We start from the raw sequence: 15,080 nt of genomic DNA on the forward strand, positions 1-15,080 counted from the left end.
GAATAATTTTTGCTGGTGGAGAATATAGCATGCTGTCCTGCAAAAAGCATGCTTGCTCGCGCCGTGACCCTTTTGGGGCCGGCTGCCCTCATCCGCGGCGTTTCTCGAACTCGGACTGCACGGGATGTTTTAAAAAGACCTGCCTTACACCCTCAGACAGCGAGAAACGCATTTCGCGGATGACGCCACCCGGCTATTTCCCAAAAGGCTCAAAGGCGCTCATAATCACACTTTTTGCAAGGTCAGCAGTCATAAGTAGCCGGGGCTCCCATCGGATTGATTAAAGATGGTTTAAGCGTTATGGGTTAATTCCCCGTAGCTTGCGGCTGGGTCATTCCTTTTTATCTTGCACAATAACAACCTTTTGGCCTTTCTCTATGATGCCAAAGCCTTCTTTTTTCAATTCCTCTATAAAAATATTGTAAAGCTCATCTTTGGTTACACTTTTTTGGGTCTTAAGCGTTAAATTTCCTTTCACGCCGTTATCCAGCTCAAACTTCTTTCTAGTCCATTCGCTCATTGTTGTTGCCAATACTGCGAGATCGACATCTTGAAGATCAAGATTATAAAGTTCTTCGGCGTTTGTTGAAAGCGTCTCTTCTGCATAACAATAGTTTTTACCTATAAAACCAGAAGCGAGGAGCATATAACAGATTAAGATCACAATTCGTTTTGCCAATTTAATTCTCCATTTTATTTTAGCAAGTTGGACTTAATATTGTAATCAAGCAGAAAGGTTCCCACCTGTTAGAATCAAAAACCCGCCGCATTCGGGAAAGGGGTTTGGTGAGCGACCTGCGGGTATTTTGGAAGACAAGGGCTCAAGGTTTCCGGCGTAAAGAATTTCTCGCTGTCTGAGGGTGGATTCCGGACACTCATGACCAGTTGAACAGCCCGAGTTCGAGAAATTCAGCCGGAATCCTTGAGCCCGCCCAAAATGCCCTGGGAGCGAACCCAAACCCCTTCTGAATGCGCCCCGTAAAAGCATTTCCATTCCAATCCCATTAGTATAATTTGTTAATTGAATTTACAGTTTATGCGCCAAGGGTCAGGCTGCGGGCTGTTCTTTTGTATCCCAACCAGGAAATACGAGTACCGCAGGATGGCATTTCAGCGCTCTGGCAAGAACTTTTGCCCGTTCAACACCAAGCTGGATGCGGTCGTTTTCTATAGCAGAAATGGTAGATTGAGGAATGCCGGTCAATTCAGCCAGCCCATTCTGGCTTAATTCCTGAAGCTCTCGGATAATCCGTACGGATTCTCCTACGGAAACATTTATGTTTTTTTTTGCAAGGCTGTAATCTTTCATATCACTTTCTCCTGTAATCGTGGGCGGTGATGTCAATCACCTCCACGAAAATTTTGTCGCTCTCAACCCGATAAATTATACGATACTGAAGTCCGAGGCGCGATGACCGGTGCCCAACCCACTGTCCACTCAACGCCTCATCATGAAAGCCTTTAATCAAGCGTAATCCGTCAGGCCCGGAAATGGCAACGATGTCTTTCCATTTTTCGTATCGTTTCAACGTCTCTTGAGGCAGGCGGGGTAATTTTCGAGACGCGTTTCGGTGTTCATAAATAATCCACATACTAAATATATACTATACGATATATGATATGTCAATAAACATTTAACAGGCTAACAATGTAGCTGGATAGAAGGGCTTTCGCCTATACAGACCGCCGCACTCGAAAAGGGGTTTTGTGAGCGTCCAAAATGGCCGGGGAGCGAACCCAAACCCTTTGCCGAATGCGATCCCCTATTTGTGAATAAACTTTGCTGGTGGAGAATATAGCCTGCGGTCCCGCAAAAGGTATGTTTGCTCGCGCCGTGACCCTTTTGGGGCCGGCTGACCTCATCCGCGGCGTTTCTCGAACTCGGGCTGCACCGAATATTTTTGAAAGACCTGCCTGCACCCTCGGACAGCGATAAACGCATTTCGCGGATGACGCCACCCGGCTGTTTCCCAAAAGGCTCAAAGGCGCTCACAACCACACTTTTTGCAACGCAAAGATTACCGGCTGGTACTCAGCGGCAGCGTATCACCAGTCCGCGTATAGCGACAGGTTATATGCTTTTTTAGCACCCACAGTCGCCAAAAAGGTCCATTGTTTCAACTTTTCCTGCCTTATCAATTGTCAGTTTTGTCTTGAATCTTGTGACTTCACATCCACCCTCAGATCCATTAGGGCAGACAAAAGTAATCGTATTAAAAAAATGAAGGTTTATATCTTTGTATCTAAATTGTTGGGAAAAGGTATCACCAATTTTGGGTTTATCAGGGATTTGTTCAATTTTGATGGGTTCAAGCTTAATAAGTTCGCCTGAAATGTATACTTTTGGATTTTCATAATTTGGTTCTGATTGAAAAACAAATTTATAAGGAGCTGAATCGTTGAGTCGGTAACTACAACCACAACCATATTCGATTTGAGTATTTGGGATAGGGAGAATAATGCTCTCTGCGAATGAAGTCGTAGCAGATAACCATAACAACGTAAATTGGAGTATTGTGACTAATTTCATATTCTTTTGCATATAACATAATAATTGGGCAGAAGGGTCTCCACCTGTTTGTATATTAAAACCGCCGCATTCGGGAAAGGGGTTTTGTGAGCGACCTGCGGGCATTTTGGGAGACAAGGGCTCAAGGATTCCGGCGTCAAGAATTTCTCGCTGTCTGAGGGTGAAGCCCGGACACTTCATGACCTGTTGAACAGCCCGAGTTCGAGAAATTCAGCCGGAATCATTGAACCCGCCCAAAATGCCCGGGGAGCGAACCCAAACCCCTTCCGAATGCAACCATTTTTAATTGCTCTGGATCACCCGGTCAAGCCGGGTGATGACGAAATTTCTATTCACCCTCCTCCAGCGGATACCCGTCGATATACTTGAGCTCGGCCGAAGCCGGCACCTCGCCCATGCCGTGCTCGGCATAGATGGGCACCTCGGCCAGGTCCAGGGCCTGCGCGGCGACGATGTTCAGGTTGCCGGGGTCCGTGGTCTCGGTCAGGTACAGGCTGACCTCCAGGGGCTTGATGAGATAGGACTTGCCGGTGCCGGTCTCCTGGACGGTGGTCCCGGGCGGAATGTTGATGATCTTTTCCTTGATGTCATCGGTCATTACCCAGTCGGACGCCATGAGCATGTCCTCGGCGTAGGGCACCCCGTTCAGCCAGCCGTCATAGGACAGGGCCAGCCGCCGGGAAGCGCCGTCGGGTCTGTTGACGGATATGGGATTGAACATGATCGGGTCATCGATGAGTTTGTACGCGCCGTCCTTCATGAGGTAAGTCACACTCCCCCAGCCGCCTTCGCCTTCAGGCCGCTCCCAGTTGAAAGAAACGGTTTCCCTGTTGATGACGGCTTCCAGCCCCCAGAAGCTTCCGGCCGGTTTGCCCACTTCAACGCCTTCCCTGGTCCCGGCCATATCCCGGTCATTGTCCCCGATGGTCTTGTACACCAGCATGAGATAGTACTCGCTGGAGGGATCGGTGATAAATTCATAGGTGGAGTTGTATTCCGGGTTCCAGGGATCGTAAAAGACCGTGCCGTCCGGCACGATGTCTTGGGCGTTGCCCGGGTTGCAGACGGTCTGAAGTTCCATGTGGACGTTATATTCATCCCCGGTCCTCTGGACAATATAGTTGACCCCCTGGAAATTGATATAAAACTCCCTGTCCTCCGGCATGACGAAGGGCTGGTCGCCGTCTTTTACAAACACCGGCCGCCAGGTTCGATCATCGAAATAATCCACCTGCTTTTCCACCCATCCGGTGTCGGCTCCCCTGTACTCGATATAGATGCTGCCGCCGATGTAAACAAACAGGTGCCGGATCGATTCCGTGTCCAGCGGTACCCTGGGGATTACAGGCCGCTTAACCGGCTCACCGTTGTCACCGGTGACGATTTCAGCCTCGTAGAACCCGGCGGTCATGCCGTTGGCCGCATTCGCGTTTTCATAAATGAACTGGACGTCTCTTTCTGTCGTCTCATCCCAGCCGAAAATTTCCACCATTTTTCTGGTGTTGTTTTCTCCCACGATCAGGGTTTCAAACCCCACGATTTCGTCAAAGGGCTTGGCGCCGGTTACGCAAGTGGGTGGATCCGTGGACCAGTCTGTCTGAGGACAGTAAAACCATTGCCCTCTTTCCGGATCGTAATTCAGGTTGCACTCCTGCTCCACCCAGCACTCCAGCGGGATCTTCTGGATGTCATCAAGATGGGCCTGCTGGTAGGTCCGTTTGACCAGAACGCCGCTGAAGGTTTTCCCTACGGTATAGGTTTCCGGCTCCTGGTCCGGCGGAGTGTCTTCCCGGGTGACGACAGTGCCTTCGTTCAGGGGCGTTCCGTCCTGGTCCCTGAGTTCATGGCGGCCCTCATATGAACCATAGTAAGCATAACGGATCATGTTGCCCGCGGTATACCGGACCGGGAAGCCGAAGGATTTTGTCTTCAGTACATCTTCGCCTGTTTCCCCGTCAAAGACGCCGTAAAACAGGCAGACCGGAACCATATCGTTTCTGTCCTTGTAAGTAATGCTTCCGCCCTCGGTTTGAACCGCCAGCGTGTTCCGGTCGTAGGCATAGACTGATAACGCATGGGGAATCTCGCTTCCGCCCTCGCAATCCGGGCAGAAATAGGCATCATAATCGGGGTAAGAGACCTTGCCGTATCCGGTTGAAGCCGAACGGTACATGATGGCTTTTACCTTGGTGGGAAGTCCTTCTACGCCCTCGCTTAGATCACCGGAAAATTTTTCATAAAGCCTGATCAGGGACAACCCCTCTTCACTGGTCGTGCAGGAAGCGGCAACGTAATCCTCCTCGCCGGTGTCATCAAACTTCAGGTTCATGATCCATTCGCCGTAATTTTCATACGAACCGTCATCGTTTCGCGTCGGTGGAGAAAACACTTTGAATTCCGCCTTTAAATGAAAATCCTCTTCGTCCATCCAGACCTGGATCCTCAAGGCGTCCCGGCCGTCCTCCCGGATCGAGTCCGACTGCACCACCCATTCATGGGGAATGACCTGGGTATAACCGTTTACCGTTTCCCGGGAGGACACGATGGCCCGGTAGGGGCCCTGATCGATTTCTTGGGTATAATTGGTCTGGGCCAGCAGGTCCAGGATGGAATCCAGGTGCTCATAGTGATGCAGGCTTTTCTCCTGGATATATTTTTGCGTCACCGCGCTGGAATAATCCGTTCCCGGATCCGCGGCGGCCCGGGCGATGACGTTGTTGCCCGCGGCCGCATCGGCTCCGGCCGGGATGGCGGAAATTTCATTGGGCAGGGTGAAACGGGAAAGGGTGATGGACCCGCCCCCGCCCTGCGTATCCTGTCCGCTGTTGCTTTGGGCATTGAATGAGGGCGTGCTGTTGCAGCCGGTCAGCAGGCCGACGACACACCAGATGATGATGCCGATGACGGCGGCTTTTCCACCGGACAATTTCATATTTTCTGTAATAACCATCATGTTTGCACCTTTGATAAAAAGGGTTGGGGCTATCAATATTTATAGGCGGCCGACAGATACACGGAGATATTTTCGATGACCGCGTCCTGGATCAGGGTGCTGTCGGTAATCATCTGGGCCTCACCTTCGCCGTATCCGTAGGAGAACCCCAGGGTGATGTTGGACAGTTTGTGAAACAGGGTCAGGCTGGTGTTGAACCCGTAAATATCGATGTTCTCGTCCTGGTTGACGGCCCCCCTGGACAAACTGTCCGTATTGGCGAAATCGGTATAGGCGCCGCACCGCCAGGCCAGGCGGGGGGTGACATAGTACTCGCATCCCAGGGCGAAGTTGATCACGGACTCGATATCCTTTTCCGAATCGTGGAAGGTCACATCCCCGGTAAAAAGGAGGCTGGGAGAAACAAACCAGGCCGAACTGAAGGTCCCGGACCAGGGATAATCTTCCTCGTCATCCAGGCCGCGGCTCTGAAAATAAATGGCGTCGGTATCGCTGAAATCGTACTCCTGCCCGTCAATCACCACGGGGTCGTCCGACAGGGTCTCCCGGAAGATGTCGGTGGTGTGGGTGTCATTGTCCATGATGTGGGTCTGGGACACGGACAGGCCGATGGCGACGGTATCGGCCGGTTCCCAGATAAGGCCCAGGATCGGACGGACTCCCTCGTCCTCGCGGGTTTCATAATAATTGATCAGAAAGTGCTCGCCCTGCTCAAACTGCAGGAGCTGGTTGCGGATGATCTCCGCGTCCCGGTAATAATAGTACAGGGTCGCGCCGATGGACAACGAGTCGGACAAGGGCAACGCGTAGGACGGCCCGAACAGATATTCCTTGTCGTCGTCGTTGATGTAAATCAGGTAGGATTCGACGGGATTGTCCGGGTGGGAGGAGGCGATGTTTTTAAAATAGTCCTTCTGCCTCCGGTTGGTGGAATCCGGAACCGCGTAGGACAGGCCGAGCCGGCCCGGGCCGAGCTTTCTGACAATGCCGAAGTAGTTGGGCAGCAGGCTGGAGGATTCCTGTACCCAGTCCAGGGTATGACCGCTGGCGGTGGTGAGGACATCCTCATAGGTCTTGTCCGACGTGCCGAAAACATTGACGCTGGCCGACAGGCTCATCTCCGGCGCGAAAGCGATACCGGCCGGGTTGTAATAGCACCCGGAAGGATCGTCGGCCACGGCGCCATAGGCCCCGCCTAGACCCGAAGCCCTGTCTCCCACGATCATGTTGACATAATGAAAGTCGTCGGCCAGAACAGGGCCGGGGATGATAACGGCCACTATTATCAACAGCCAGTTACGGATGAATGTTTTCATCAAACCTTCCTTTCATCAAGGCGTTGTCGTTTCCGGTCATTCCGTTGGTTTTGAGGGTGTCGCCAATTTTCGCCAGGCGCACGGCCGACAGGGGGTGCTCTTTGTCGGTATAGGTGGCGTCTTCGGGCTCAAAGCGCCGGGCTTTGGCCAGAAAGCTCCCCAGGGCCGCGGGGTTGTAGCCGGCCAGGGAGGCCATAAGCAGGCCGATCTGGTCCGCCGCCAGTTCGTCTTCCATTTTATAGCCCCGGTTAAAAAGAATATCCGCGGCCGACTCCATGGCCTGCTCCAGTGTTTTCCGGAACGTGTCGGTGGACCCGCCGATGAGGTTGCCCAGAGCGCCGGCGACCGAATCGTCTTGGCCCCGGATTTTAAGCTCCTTTATGATGTGCTTTTCGTTGATATGGGCGATTTCGTGGCCCAGCACGCCCGCCAGCTGGGCTTCATTTTCCATCAGGTCCAGGGCTCCCCGGGTGATAAAGACATAGCCGCCGGGGGCGGCGAAAGCATTGCATTCGGCCGAATCTAAAACCGCGAAGTGGAATTTGATTTCCGGCCGGCCCGCGTACAGGGCCACCGCGTTGCCGACCAGGTTGACATAACGGTTGACGCGGTCATTATCCAGCAACTGGTAATTGCCGAGGATCCTGGCGGCCAGGTCCCGGCCGAAAACGATTTCCGCTTCCAGGTCGCTCTGATCATAATAGGTTTCATTCAGAGTGGAAATCCGCGCTCTTCCTTCCCGCGCCAAAAGGCCGTCAGCGGCGGCCAGAAAGAAGATTAGAAAAAGCGGAAGCAGGACGTTAATCCTTTTTTTCATTTTCAATCCCCTCTTTAATAAATGACGTCACTTCCTCCCGGGAAACCGCCATGGCCTCTATCCTGGCCAGGGCCTCATAGTCAAGATGGTACTTTTCGGCGAAGCGCTGACGTTTTTCCCGGAGCCCCCGGGCCGCGGCCGCGGCCGTGTAGGATGACGGCCGCCGCCTGGCCTTGCTTTCCTGCTCCGCATATTGACCGGCCAGGGAACCGTCCCCGGTGTCCGCAAGCGGTTTGTCACCCACCAGAAAGCGGTATACCCAGCCGGTGTGGTCGCCCGCTTTGACCATGTGCCAGTTGCCTTTGTTTTCAATGCCGGCCAGTTTTGTCCCCTGCCCGACCGTGGTCACGACCCCCGAGGCGGTATCCGGCATCGCATACACCGGCGCGTTGACGCTGCGGACATAAAGATCGTAGGCCGGCGACGTCGCGGGCAGGAAAAGAACGCCGAGCAGAATCATTAGTGATTTTCTTGTCATACGGACCTCCTTAGAAAGGCGCCCTTAAATAGTAAACGAAAAACGGTTTTTCCGCTACTTGCTGGTCAGCACATGGGCGCCGTTCCAGTCTGCCGGCGGCGGCGCGGTCATGTGCCCGTTTATTCTTTCCATGAACATGGCCGCCAGAAAGTCATCGGGCCGGATTTTCCGTATCTCCCGGTACACGGCCATGGCCTCCTCAAACCGCCGTTCACGATAAAGGTCAAAAGCCTTTTCGGACAGGGCCGCGATTTCCAGTGCATCCCGGTCCGCCGAAGCCAGGTGCCCCAGTACCGAATAAATCATGACGGGTTTATTTTTCCCTTTGACGATCACATAATCGACCAGCCGGCACAGCACCCTGTCCCGGACATGCTGACAGGTGTCGCCGGAAATTATTATCCCGCAGTGATAGGCCTTGGTCAGCCCTTCCAGGCGCGAGGTGAGGTTGACGTTATCGCCGATGATGGTGTAGTCCAGTTTTTTCTCGGAACCGATATTGCCCAGGATAACGCTGCCGGTATTGATGCCGATGCCGATGGCCAGTTCGGGCAGGTCGCTTCTCCGGTTGTGCTGGTTGATTTCCTTTACGGCCTCCATCATGGCCAGGGCGGATTTTACCGCCCGGTAGGGGTCGTCATCGTGCCGCAGGGGCGCCCCCCAGAAAGCGACCACGGCGTCGCCGATGAATTTATCCAGGGTCCCTTCATTATCGAAAATGATGTTCACCATTCGTGACAGGTAGGTGTTCAGGATTTCCACGACCTGTTCTTCTCTGAGCTGCTCGGAAAGGGTGGTGAACCCCCGGATATCAGAAAAGAAGATGGTCAGCTCTTCCCGGGTGCCCACTTCGGCCTTGAAATAGTCCTCCTTGTGGTTTTTCAGCACGTCGTTGAGCATGGCGGGAGAGACATACTGGCCCAGGATGTTCTTGATCTTGCGCCGGTCCCGCCCGGCGGTGAGGCCGACATAGGTAAAGCTGAGAATATAGGCCCCGGCAAACGAGAGAAACGGATTGGCCGCCGGCAGGACGGTATTGCCCTCAAACATCTTGTACGCCGCGAAAAGGTAAAGGGAAACGGCGGAAATGGGGATGAGCACCTGGGCAAAAATATTCTTCAGATAGAAAATCGGCAGGACGGTTAGTATAACAAGGATGAAGATGACAACCAGGGAAACGGACCGCGGCGCGAACCTCAGAAAATCCCGGGTGATCATATTGCCGAAGATGGACGCGTGCAGGTACACCGCCGGTGTCTTGGTGGCGACGGCGGTGTGCTTGAGGTCCCCCGCCCCCACGGCGGCGCCGCCGACAAACACGGTCTTGCCATCAAACTCTTCGGGCTTGACCGGCAGATCATCCAGAATCCCTTCGTTAAGCTTTCCGATGGTAACCAGGACACCGCCATAAGAATAGACGCTGTCCTCATAGCGGCCGTACATGTTGACATAGTATTTCCCCTGACGCAGCGGGATGGTCAGGCCGGGAAGGGCCAGGGCATCGTCCGTCAGGGCGCACGCCTTGGCGTTGAGCCGGCTCAACAGCGGTGAAAGGGAAAGGCCGGGAAGATATTGGCCCTTGTAATTAAACAGGAGCCGTTCCTCCCGGAAAACGCCGTCCTGGTCGTTGTCAAAGGTGACGACCCCGACTCCCGCAGCCGCCTGATAGAGTTCCGCAAGGGGCAGATAGTAATTGTTGTACGCGGAGTAGGCGGCGTCCGCTTTAAGCCTGACCGCGTGGCTTTCCAGAAAGTCTTCCGGCATGTCCCGGTTGAGCAGGGTCTTGTTGACTTCGTCTTCATCGTCACACACCAGTTGCACGGCATGAAAGACATTGCCGGAAGAAGCGGTGACGGCGGCCAGCCGGGAATCGTCGGCTCCGGTCACGACCCCGGTATTCTGGTTTTCGGTAAACAGAACATCCAGGACAATGTCTTTTGCCCCCCATTGCTTCAGGGCGTCGATCAGGTCGGCGTGAATGGCCCTCGGCCAGGGCCATCGCCCGGCAATATTATTGACATAATTCAGGGAGGCTTCATCGATAATAATGACGGCGATGTCCGGCGGCAGGGGGAGGTTCTTTCTGATCAGGCGGGTTCGCCAGTCAATGGTCTGCCGTTCCGGGATGTCATACAAACCGGACAGGTCGGCATACACGGCCAACAGGCAAATGACGGTAATGATGAGTAAGCAGGGTCTGGTTCTGTTTTGCCATGATGTCATCATCGCTGTTTGCTTATGCCAAAAGGAATAACGGACCCCGTAAAAAGAAGGGCGAAAAACGGCTTTAATGACTGTATGTTATAGCAAACCGGGCCTGCCTGTCAATGGCCGGATCAGGAGAAACGGAACCGCAGGGGCGACCCGCGGCCGCCCGTATGTTTTACTAACGTTCTCGACAGACCCGTGTTTTCATACCATACTGTTTCCTTATTATATATTCATATCTGGCGTCAGGAGAGATGGAATACTTCAGCGAATTTGGCTACACCGGCCTATTTATGGCCGCTTTTCTGGCGGCTACTGTCTTGCCCTTAAGTTCGGAGGTGGTGCTGACCGCCTTGCTGGTTACCGGCTTATCTCCGGTCGGGCTGGTGCTGGTCGCAACCGTTGGAAACGTGCTGGGCTCTTTGACGAACTACGCGCTGGGATATTGGGCCAGTCTGGGCGTGATAAAAAAATGGCTGAAAATGTCCGAGGAAGATTTCGTAACGGCCGAGCGGCGCTTTGAAAAATACGGCCTGGTTTCTCTGTGTTTTGCCTGGGTGCCGGTCATCGGCGATTCCTTGACCGTTGTCGCCGGCGTGTTGCGGATCCGCATGCTGTGGTTTGCGCCCTTGGTTACTGCCGGCAAGATGCTCCGGTATGTCGTCATCGCTTACCTGACACTGAAAATTTCCTGACGCTGGTATGTCGCCAGTCGATTGGGCCGCGGCGGCAATGCCCGGCTTGACATTCGTCGCAGGGGCGACCCGGCGGTCGCCCTTCGGCAACGGTGTGGGGGCGGCCTTCAGGCCGCCTTATATATTCCGATAAAGGATATTGCCTGCGGTCTTGCAAAAAGCATGGTTGTTCGCGCCCTGACCCTTTTGGGGCCGGCTGCCCTCATCCGCGGCGTTTCTCGAACTCGGGCTGATCTGGATATTTTTGAAAGACCTGCCTGCACCCTCGGACAGCGAGAAACGCTTTTCGCGGATGACGGCATCCGGCTTTTCCCCAAAAGTCTCAAAGGCGTTCACAACCACGCTTTTTGCAACGGCGATAGCCAAAGAGGGTTGAGGTTCCACTGACTTGCTTAAATTCAATTCCTCCGATTCTTCAAGACCCGAAAGCCATGGCAGTCAATATTGCGTCTAGTCAAGACCCTTGTATTTTTTCTTCGAGCTCTATAGCTAGCCGATCTATAGTATTAAATGAATTTTTAATGTCAGATTCGCTTACTGAATTTAAGGGAGCATAGCCACTATTTTTTTGGTATCTTGGAATAAGATCCGTATATTCCAAAGGGCCTGGAAACTTTCCAGCCCATATTACAAACTGCTCTAAGACTTCCATCAAATATTGTTCTTCCTCAGAAAGACTAAGATCAATCTTCTCGCAAAGTACAAGTAACTTGTGCGTAGTAAACTTAAACTTATTGTTTTTGTTGAAGGCTCCGAATTTTGAAACACAAAGACCTTTTAAAAGATTTTCGATAGATAAGCCCAATAACATTAAGCAATGATGAGAAATAGACCGTTGAATTTCTTCTAACTCATCATTAAGAAATTTATCATTGTCTTTTTTAACATCTTCCCACAAAACTGCAGCAGCCCTTCTTAGTGATAGCGCGACACTTAACCAAGACATTGGCCATGATAGTCTTCGGCTATATTGCTCTATCCATTTTTCATGGTTTGCGTGTCCAATCTGTTTTGAACGTTTCATCATTTCAATTCCAGAAAAAATTGTAATTAGGCAGAAAGGGCACCACCTCTTCACATATTAAACCAGCCGCATTCGGAAAAGGGGTTTTGTGAGCGACTTGCGGGCATTTTGGGAGACAAGGGATTAAAAGCCTTCGCGTAAAGAATTTCTCGCTGTCTGAGGGAGAAAGCCGGCCATTTCATGAAATATTGAACAGCCCGAGTTCGAGAAATTCAGCGAAGGACTTTAATCCCGCCCAAAATGACCGGGGAGCGAACCAAAACCCCTTCCGAATGCTACCTTCTACTGCCTGGCCGTTCCTACTTTAAAAACACGATGCCCGCGTACCCCACGAAGCTTTCGCCCGGACTCTTGTCATAGCTGGTGGCGTATTCGGTCAGGGCCGCTTCCGTGGCGCCGAGTGCTTTGGCGGCGGATATGGCCGCGGCGGCCGCGCCGGAACAACAGGCATTGCTGCTGGCCAGCGCCTCGCGGATGACCGGCAGCGGATCCATGGCCAGCATGCGCTCGATGATGCGGCGGTCTTCCCGGTCGCGCACTTTTTCGTGGGCTTCCTGGCCGAAGCCGTAATGGGTCATGCTGAAATTGGCGCCGTAATGGGTCAGGTCGGTGGACCCGACCACCGCGATGTTCCGGCCAATCTCATTGGCGATTGCGACCACGGCCGCGCCGATCTCGACGGCCGCCGGGTTCGGCGGTACGCCGATGGGAACGATTTGCGCGTCCCGGAAAAAGTGCTTGATGAACGGCAACTGCAGCTCGATGGTGTTGTCCTGGGAAAAACGCCGGGTGGTTTCTTCCTGAAAAGAAAACCGCTCCAGAAGAGGACGGGTGATGGCCTCATCCACCTCAAGGGCGCCCAGCGGGGTTTCGATCCCCCCGGCCGCCATGATGCGCGGCTGGGCGCCCGGCGGCAGATGCATGCCGAAAACGACGATCGTCTCGGGCAGCGGCTTCCGGGCCAGCAGAGATATGGCCCGGCAGGCGATACCGCCGGAATAAACCCAGCCGGCATGAGGCACGATCACCCCGACCGCCTGCTTTTCCGGTTTTACCTTGACGCCTTCCTTGAGAAAACCGAGAATCTGCCGCTCACATTCGGCGATCGTACCCGGATACCAGCTGCCCGCGAACACAGCTCTCCTGACATCCATGATGCCCCCCCACAAATCGTTAATGACGGCAAAAATTTTTCCTCATTAAAACGATTGAACCTTTTTTTCCCCGAATGATCAACCGTAAAAGCACATAGTGATGCCTTGACATCACTCAAAATGATGCTATGATGACATCATGAGAACCACCATTACCATAGAAAATGATGTGTTGGAACGGGCGAGAGCGATTGCGGCCAAACGGCGGACCCCGTTCAAAAGGGTCATCAATGAAGCGTTGAGGGCCGGCCTGGACCAGGTGGAGCGGCCTGTCAAAAGCGGACGCTATAAAACAAAACCGCATGCCATGGGTCTTAAAGCCGGTCGAAACCTGGATAACATCCAGGAGTTGCTGACGCAGATTGAAGGAGAGGATTCCCGTTGATCCTGGTGGACGCCAACATTCTATTGTATGCGGAAGACGCGCTGTCCCCGTTTCATCGTCAGGCGCTCGGCTGGTGGGATGATCAGCTTTCCGGGAGCGATCCCGTCGGCCTGTGCTGGCCGGTTCTGTCCGCCTTTATCCGGATAGGAACCAATCCGCGGGTATTCGAGCATCCGCTCTCTCTGGATCAGGCGATTGCGCGGGTCCAGAGCTGGCTGAATCAGCCCTGCGCGCGAATCATCCGGCCGACGGAACAGCACTGGACGGTATTTGAAAGGATGCTCAAGGGAGGGCAGGCGGTCGCCAACCTGGTGGCCGACGCGCACATCGCCGCCCTGGCCGCGGAACACGGCTGCGACCTGGCCTCAACCGATGCTGATTTTTCCCGGTTTCCCGGCCTGAAATGGTTTAACCCGCTGGCTTTAAACCCGTGATAAAAGTTTCCCGCCTACCCCTTCTTTTTGGCGGCGACCTTCTTTCGGATCCAGTCCAGCCACTGGTCCAGGCCTTCCCCCGTTTTGGACGAGGTCTTGAATATCGGCATTTCCGGATTGATGCGGTGAATGTTCTCAACCGTCAGGTTGATGTCGTAGTCCAGATAGGCCAGCAGGTCGATCTTGTTAAGCAGGGCCACGTCGCAGACGCGGAACATGAGCGGGTACTTGACCGGCTTGTCCTCGCCCTCGGTGACGCTCAGCACCACGGCCCGGGCGTCTTCGCCGATGTCGAACTCCGCCGGGCAGACCAGGTTGCCGATATTCTCCACGATGAGCAGGTCGATCTTGTCCAGGTCGAAATTGGCCGCGGCGGTTTCGATGACATGGGCCGCCAGGTGGCAGTCGCCGCCGAACTCGTCGGTGTTGACCTGGACCACCTCGGCGCCGGTCACGGCCAGGCGGTCGGCGTCATTGGAGGTGCAGATGTCGCCCACGATGACGGCGCTGGTCATCTCCGGCATCAGACGCGTCAGGGTTTTCTGCAGCAAGGTCGTTTTGCCGGAACCGGGCGAACTCATGACGTTTAAGACAAACACTTTTTTATCCGCGAACTGCTTGCGGTTCTTGGCCGCCATGGTTTCGTTGACGTCCAGGACCCGGCGCACGACTTTGACTTTTTCCATGATTTTCTGCCTCCTTATTTCTATTAATCCGCAAGCTCCAGGGAGACGATATCCAGTTCCCGGCCGGAAATAATGTCCACCTGGCCACCCTGACATTTGCCGCAAATGAAATTCGGGGTCGTGACCGTCCATTCATTTCCGCATGATTTGCAGCGGACGACCACGGGAATTTCTTCGATGGAGAGCGTGGCGCCGGCCAGGGGCGTGCCCTGAGTGGCGATATCAAAGCAGAAGGTCAGGCTGGCCGGGACAATGGCGGTCAGTTTGCCGGCTCTCAAGTTGACTTTGGCGACCTTGGGGTTCTTGGCCCCGGCGGGGATGGACGAGACCGCGATATCCACGATCTGCATGGCGATTCCCATTTCGTGCATGAGCTGGCTCCTTTATCGATCATCCGCGC

Annotated in this window: 17 protein-coding genes; 3 read left to right on the forward strand and 14 right to left on the reverse strand. The window is 53.8% G+C overall.

Going from position 1 to position 15,080, the window contains the following annotated elements; genetic code table 11:
* Nucleotides 1-331: 331 nt before the first annotated feature.
* The 9 genes from AB1724_02925 to AB1724_02965 form a co-directional block, all read right to left on the reverse strand.
* Nucleotides 332-679, reverse strand: coding sequence for a hypothetical protein (locus AB1724_02925; protein MEW6076746.1), 348 nt, complete (start codon nt 677-679; stop codon nt 332-334).
* 369 nt (nt 680-1,048) lie between these two features.
* Nucleotides 1,049-1,309 (reverse strand): helix-turn-helix transcriptional regulator, encoded by a 261-nt coding sequence (locus AB1724_02930; protein ID MEW6076747.1) that lies wholly within the window; start codon nt 1,307-1,309, stop codon nt 1,049-1,051.
* A 1-nt stretch (nt 1,310) separates the two neighbouring features.
* Nucleotides 1,311-1,592: a type II toxin-antitoxin system mRNA interferase toxin, RelE/StbE family gene (locus AB1724_02935; GenBank protein MEW6076748.1), complete on the reverse strand. Its 282-nt coding sequence runs from the start codon at nt 1,590-1,592 to the stop codon at nt 1,311-1,313.
* Nucleotides 1,593-2,083: 491 nt separating this feature from the next.
* Nucleotides 2,084-2,710: a hypothetical protein gene (locus AB1724_02940; protein ID MEW6076749.1), complete on the reverse strand. Its 627-nt coding sequence runs from the start codon at nt 2,708-2,710 to the stop codon at nt 2,084-2,086.
* 148 nt (nt 2,711-2,858) lie between these two features.
* On the reverse strand, nt 2,859-5,483 hold the full coding sequence (locus AB1724_02945; GenBank protein MEW6076750.1) for a hypothetical protein: 2,625 nt from the start codon (nt 5,481-5,483) through the stop codon (nt 2,859-2,861).
* A 32-nt stretch (nt 5,484-5,515) separates the two neighbouring features.
* Complete coding sequence (locus AB1724_02950) at nt 5,516-6,799, reverse strand: hypothetical protein (protein MEW6076751.1); 1,284 nt, start codon at nt 6,797-6,799, stop codon at nt 5,516-5,518.
* Nucleotides 6,780-7,616, reverse strand: coding sequence for a M48 family metalloprotease (locus AB1724_02955; protein MEW6076752.1), 837 nt, complete (start codon nt 7,614-7,616; stop codon nt 6,780-6,782). Before AB1724_02955 ends, AB1724_02950 begins: the two co-directional genes overlap by 20 nt.
* A complete protein-coding gene (locus AB1724_02960; protein MEW6076753.1) occupies nt 7,600-8,094 on the reverse strand; it encodes a hypothetical protein in 495 nt (164 codons plus the stop codon). Before AB1724_02960 ends, AB1724_02955 begins: the two co-directional genes overlap by 17 nt.
* 54 nt (nt 8,095-8,148) lie before the next feature.
* Nucleotides 8,149-10,320: an adenylate/guanylate cyclase domain-containing protein gene (locus AB1724_02965; protein MEW6076754.1), complete on the reverse strand. Its 2,172-nt coding sequence runs from the start codon at nt 10,318-10,320 to the stop codon at nt 8,149-8,151.
* 236 nt (nt 10,321-10,556) lie between these two features.
* On the opposite strand from AB1724_02965, the gene AB1724_02970 reads away from it, so the two are divergent.
* Nucleotides 10,557-10,997 carry a YqaA family protein gene (locus AB1724_02970; protein MEW6076755.1) on the forward strand — a complete coding sequence of 147 codons (441 nt, stop codon included), beginning with the start codon at nt 10,557-10,559 and terminating at the stop codon, nt 10,995-10,997.
* A gap of 117 nt (nt 10,998-11,114) precedes the next feature.
* Here the strand turns inward: AB1724_02970 and AB1724_02975 are convergent, their stop codons facing one another.
* The 3 genes from AB1724_02975 to amrB form a co-directional block, all read right to left on the reverse strand.
* Nucleotides 11,115-11,399 carry a hypothetical protein gene (locus AB1724_02975; protein MEW6076756.1) on the reverse strand — a complete coding sequence of 95 codons (285 nt, stop codon included), beginning with the start codon at nt 11,397-11,399 and terminating at the stop codon, nt 11,115-11,117.
* A gap of 52 nt (nt 11,400-11,451) precedes the next feature.
* Nucleotides 11,452-12,024 carry a hypothetical protein gene (locus AB1724_02980; GenBank protein MEW6076757.1) on the reverse strand — a complete coding sequence of 191 codons (573 nt, stop codon included), beginning with the start codon at nt 12,022-12,024 and terminating at the stop codon, nt 11,452-11,454.
* Nucleotides 12,025-12,320: 296 nt separating this feature from the next.
* Nucleotides 12,321-13,175 carry an AmmeMemoRadiSam system protein B gene (gene amrB, locus AB1724_02985; protein ID MEW6076758.1) on the reverse strand — a complete coding sequence of 285 codons (855 nt, stop codon included), beginning with the start codon at nt 13,173-13,175 and terminating at the stop codon, nt 12,321-12,323.
* 139 nt (nt 13,176-13,314) lie between these two features.
* On the opposite strand from amrB, the gene AB1724_02990 reads away from it, so the two are divergent.
* Nucleotides 13,315-13,560 (forward strand): DUF2191 domain-containing protein, encoded by a 246-nt coding sequence (locus AB1724_02990; protein ID MEW6076759.1) that lies wholly within the window; start codon nt 13,315-13,317, stop codon nt 13,558-13,560.
* Between the two features lie 5 nt (nt 13,561-13,565).
* The gene (locus AB1724_02995) at nt 13,566-13,994 is read left to right on the forward strand and encodes a TA system VapC family ribonuclease toxin (protein MEW6076760.1); all 429 of its coding nucleotides are present in this window, start codon (nt 13,566-13,568) and stop codon (nt 13,992-13,994) included.
* Between the two features lie 14 nt (nt 13,995-14,008).
* On the opposite strand, the gene hypB is transcribed toward AB1724_02995, so the two are convergent.
* Both hypB and AB1724_03005 read right to left on the reverse strand, forming a co-directional pair.
* The gene (gene hypB, locus AB1724_03000; GenBank protein ID MEW6076761.1) at nt 14,009-14,680 is read right to left on the reverse strand and encodes a hydrogenase nickel incorporation protein HypB; all 672 of its coding nucleotides are present in this window, start codon (nt 14,678-14,680) and stop codon (nt 14,009-14,011) included.
* 23 nt (nt 14,681-14,703) lie between these two features.
* Nucleotides 14,704-15,051, reverse strand: coding sequence for a hydrogenase maturation nickel metallochaperone HypA (locus AB1724_03005; protein ID MEW6076762.1), 348 nt, complete (start codon nt 15,049-15,051; stop codon nt 14,704-14,706).
* Between the last annotated feature and the right edge of the window lie 29 nt (nt 15,052-15,080).

The organism is Thermodesulfobacteriota bacterium, from assembly GCA_040753795.1.
Classification (GTDB): domain Bacteria; phylum Desulfobacterota; class Desulfobacteria; order Desulfobacterales; family Desulfosudaceae; genus JBFMDX01.

Coding starts and splice junctions, on each gene's coding strand:
- AB1724_03005 (MEW6076762.1), bottom strand. CDS start 15,051: ATGCACGAAATGGGAATCGCCATGCAGATCGTGGATATCGCGGTCTCG.
- AB1724_02940 (MEW6076749.1), bottom strand. CDS start 2,710: ATGAAGTGTCCGGGCTTCACCCTCAGACAGCGAGAAATTCTTGACGCC.
- AB1724_02970 (MEW6076755.1), top strand. CDS start 10,557: ATGGAATACTTCAGCGAATTTGGCTACACCGGCCTATTTATGGCCGCT.
- AB1724_02990 (MEW6076759.1), top strand. CDS start 13,315: ATGAGAACCACCATTACCATAGAAAATGATGTGTTGGAACGGGCGAGA.
- AB1724_02960 (MEW6076753.1), bottom strand. CDS start 8,094: ATGACAAGAAAATCACTAATGATTCTGCTCGGCGTTCTTTTCCTGCCC.
- amrB (MEW6076758.1), bottom strand. CDS start 13,175: ATGGATGTCAGGAGAGCTGTGTTCGCGGGCAGCTGGTATCCGGGTACG.
- hypB (MEW6076761.1), bottom strand. CDS start 14,680: ATGGAAAAAGTCAAAGTCGTGCGCCGGGTCCTGGACGTCAACGAAACC.
- AB1724_02965 (MEW6076754.1), bottom strand. CDS start 10,320: ATGATGACATCATGGCAAAACAGAACCAGACCCTGCTTACTCATCATT.
- AB1724_02950 (MEW6076751.1), bottom strand. CDS start 6,799: ATGAAAACATTCATCCGTAACTGGCTGTTGATAATAGTGGCCGTTATC.
- AB1724_02945 (MEW6076750.1), bottom strand. CDS start 5,483: ATGATGGTTATTACAGAAAATATGAAATTGTCCGGTGGAAAAGCCGCC.
- AB1724_02935 (MEW6076748.1), bottom strand. CDS start 1,592: ATGTGGATTATTTATGAACACCGAAACGCGTCTCGAAAATTACCCCGC.
- AB1724_02955 (MEW6076752.1), bottom strand. CDS start 7,616: ATGAAAAAAAGGATTAACGTCCTGCTTCCGCTTTTTCTAATCTTCTTT.
- AB1724_02930 (MEW6076747.1), bottom strand. CDS start 1,309: ATGAAAGATTACAGCCTTGCAAAAAAAAACATAAATGTTTCCGTAGGA.
- AB1724_02980 (MEW6076757.1), bottom strand. CDS start 12,024: ATGATGAAACGTTCAAAACAGATTGGACACGCAAACCATGAAAAATGG.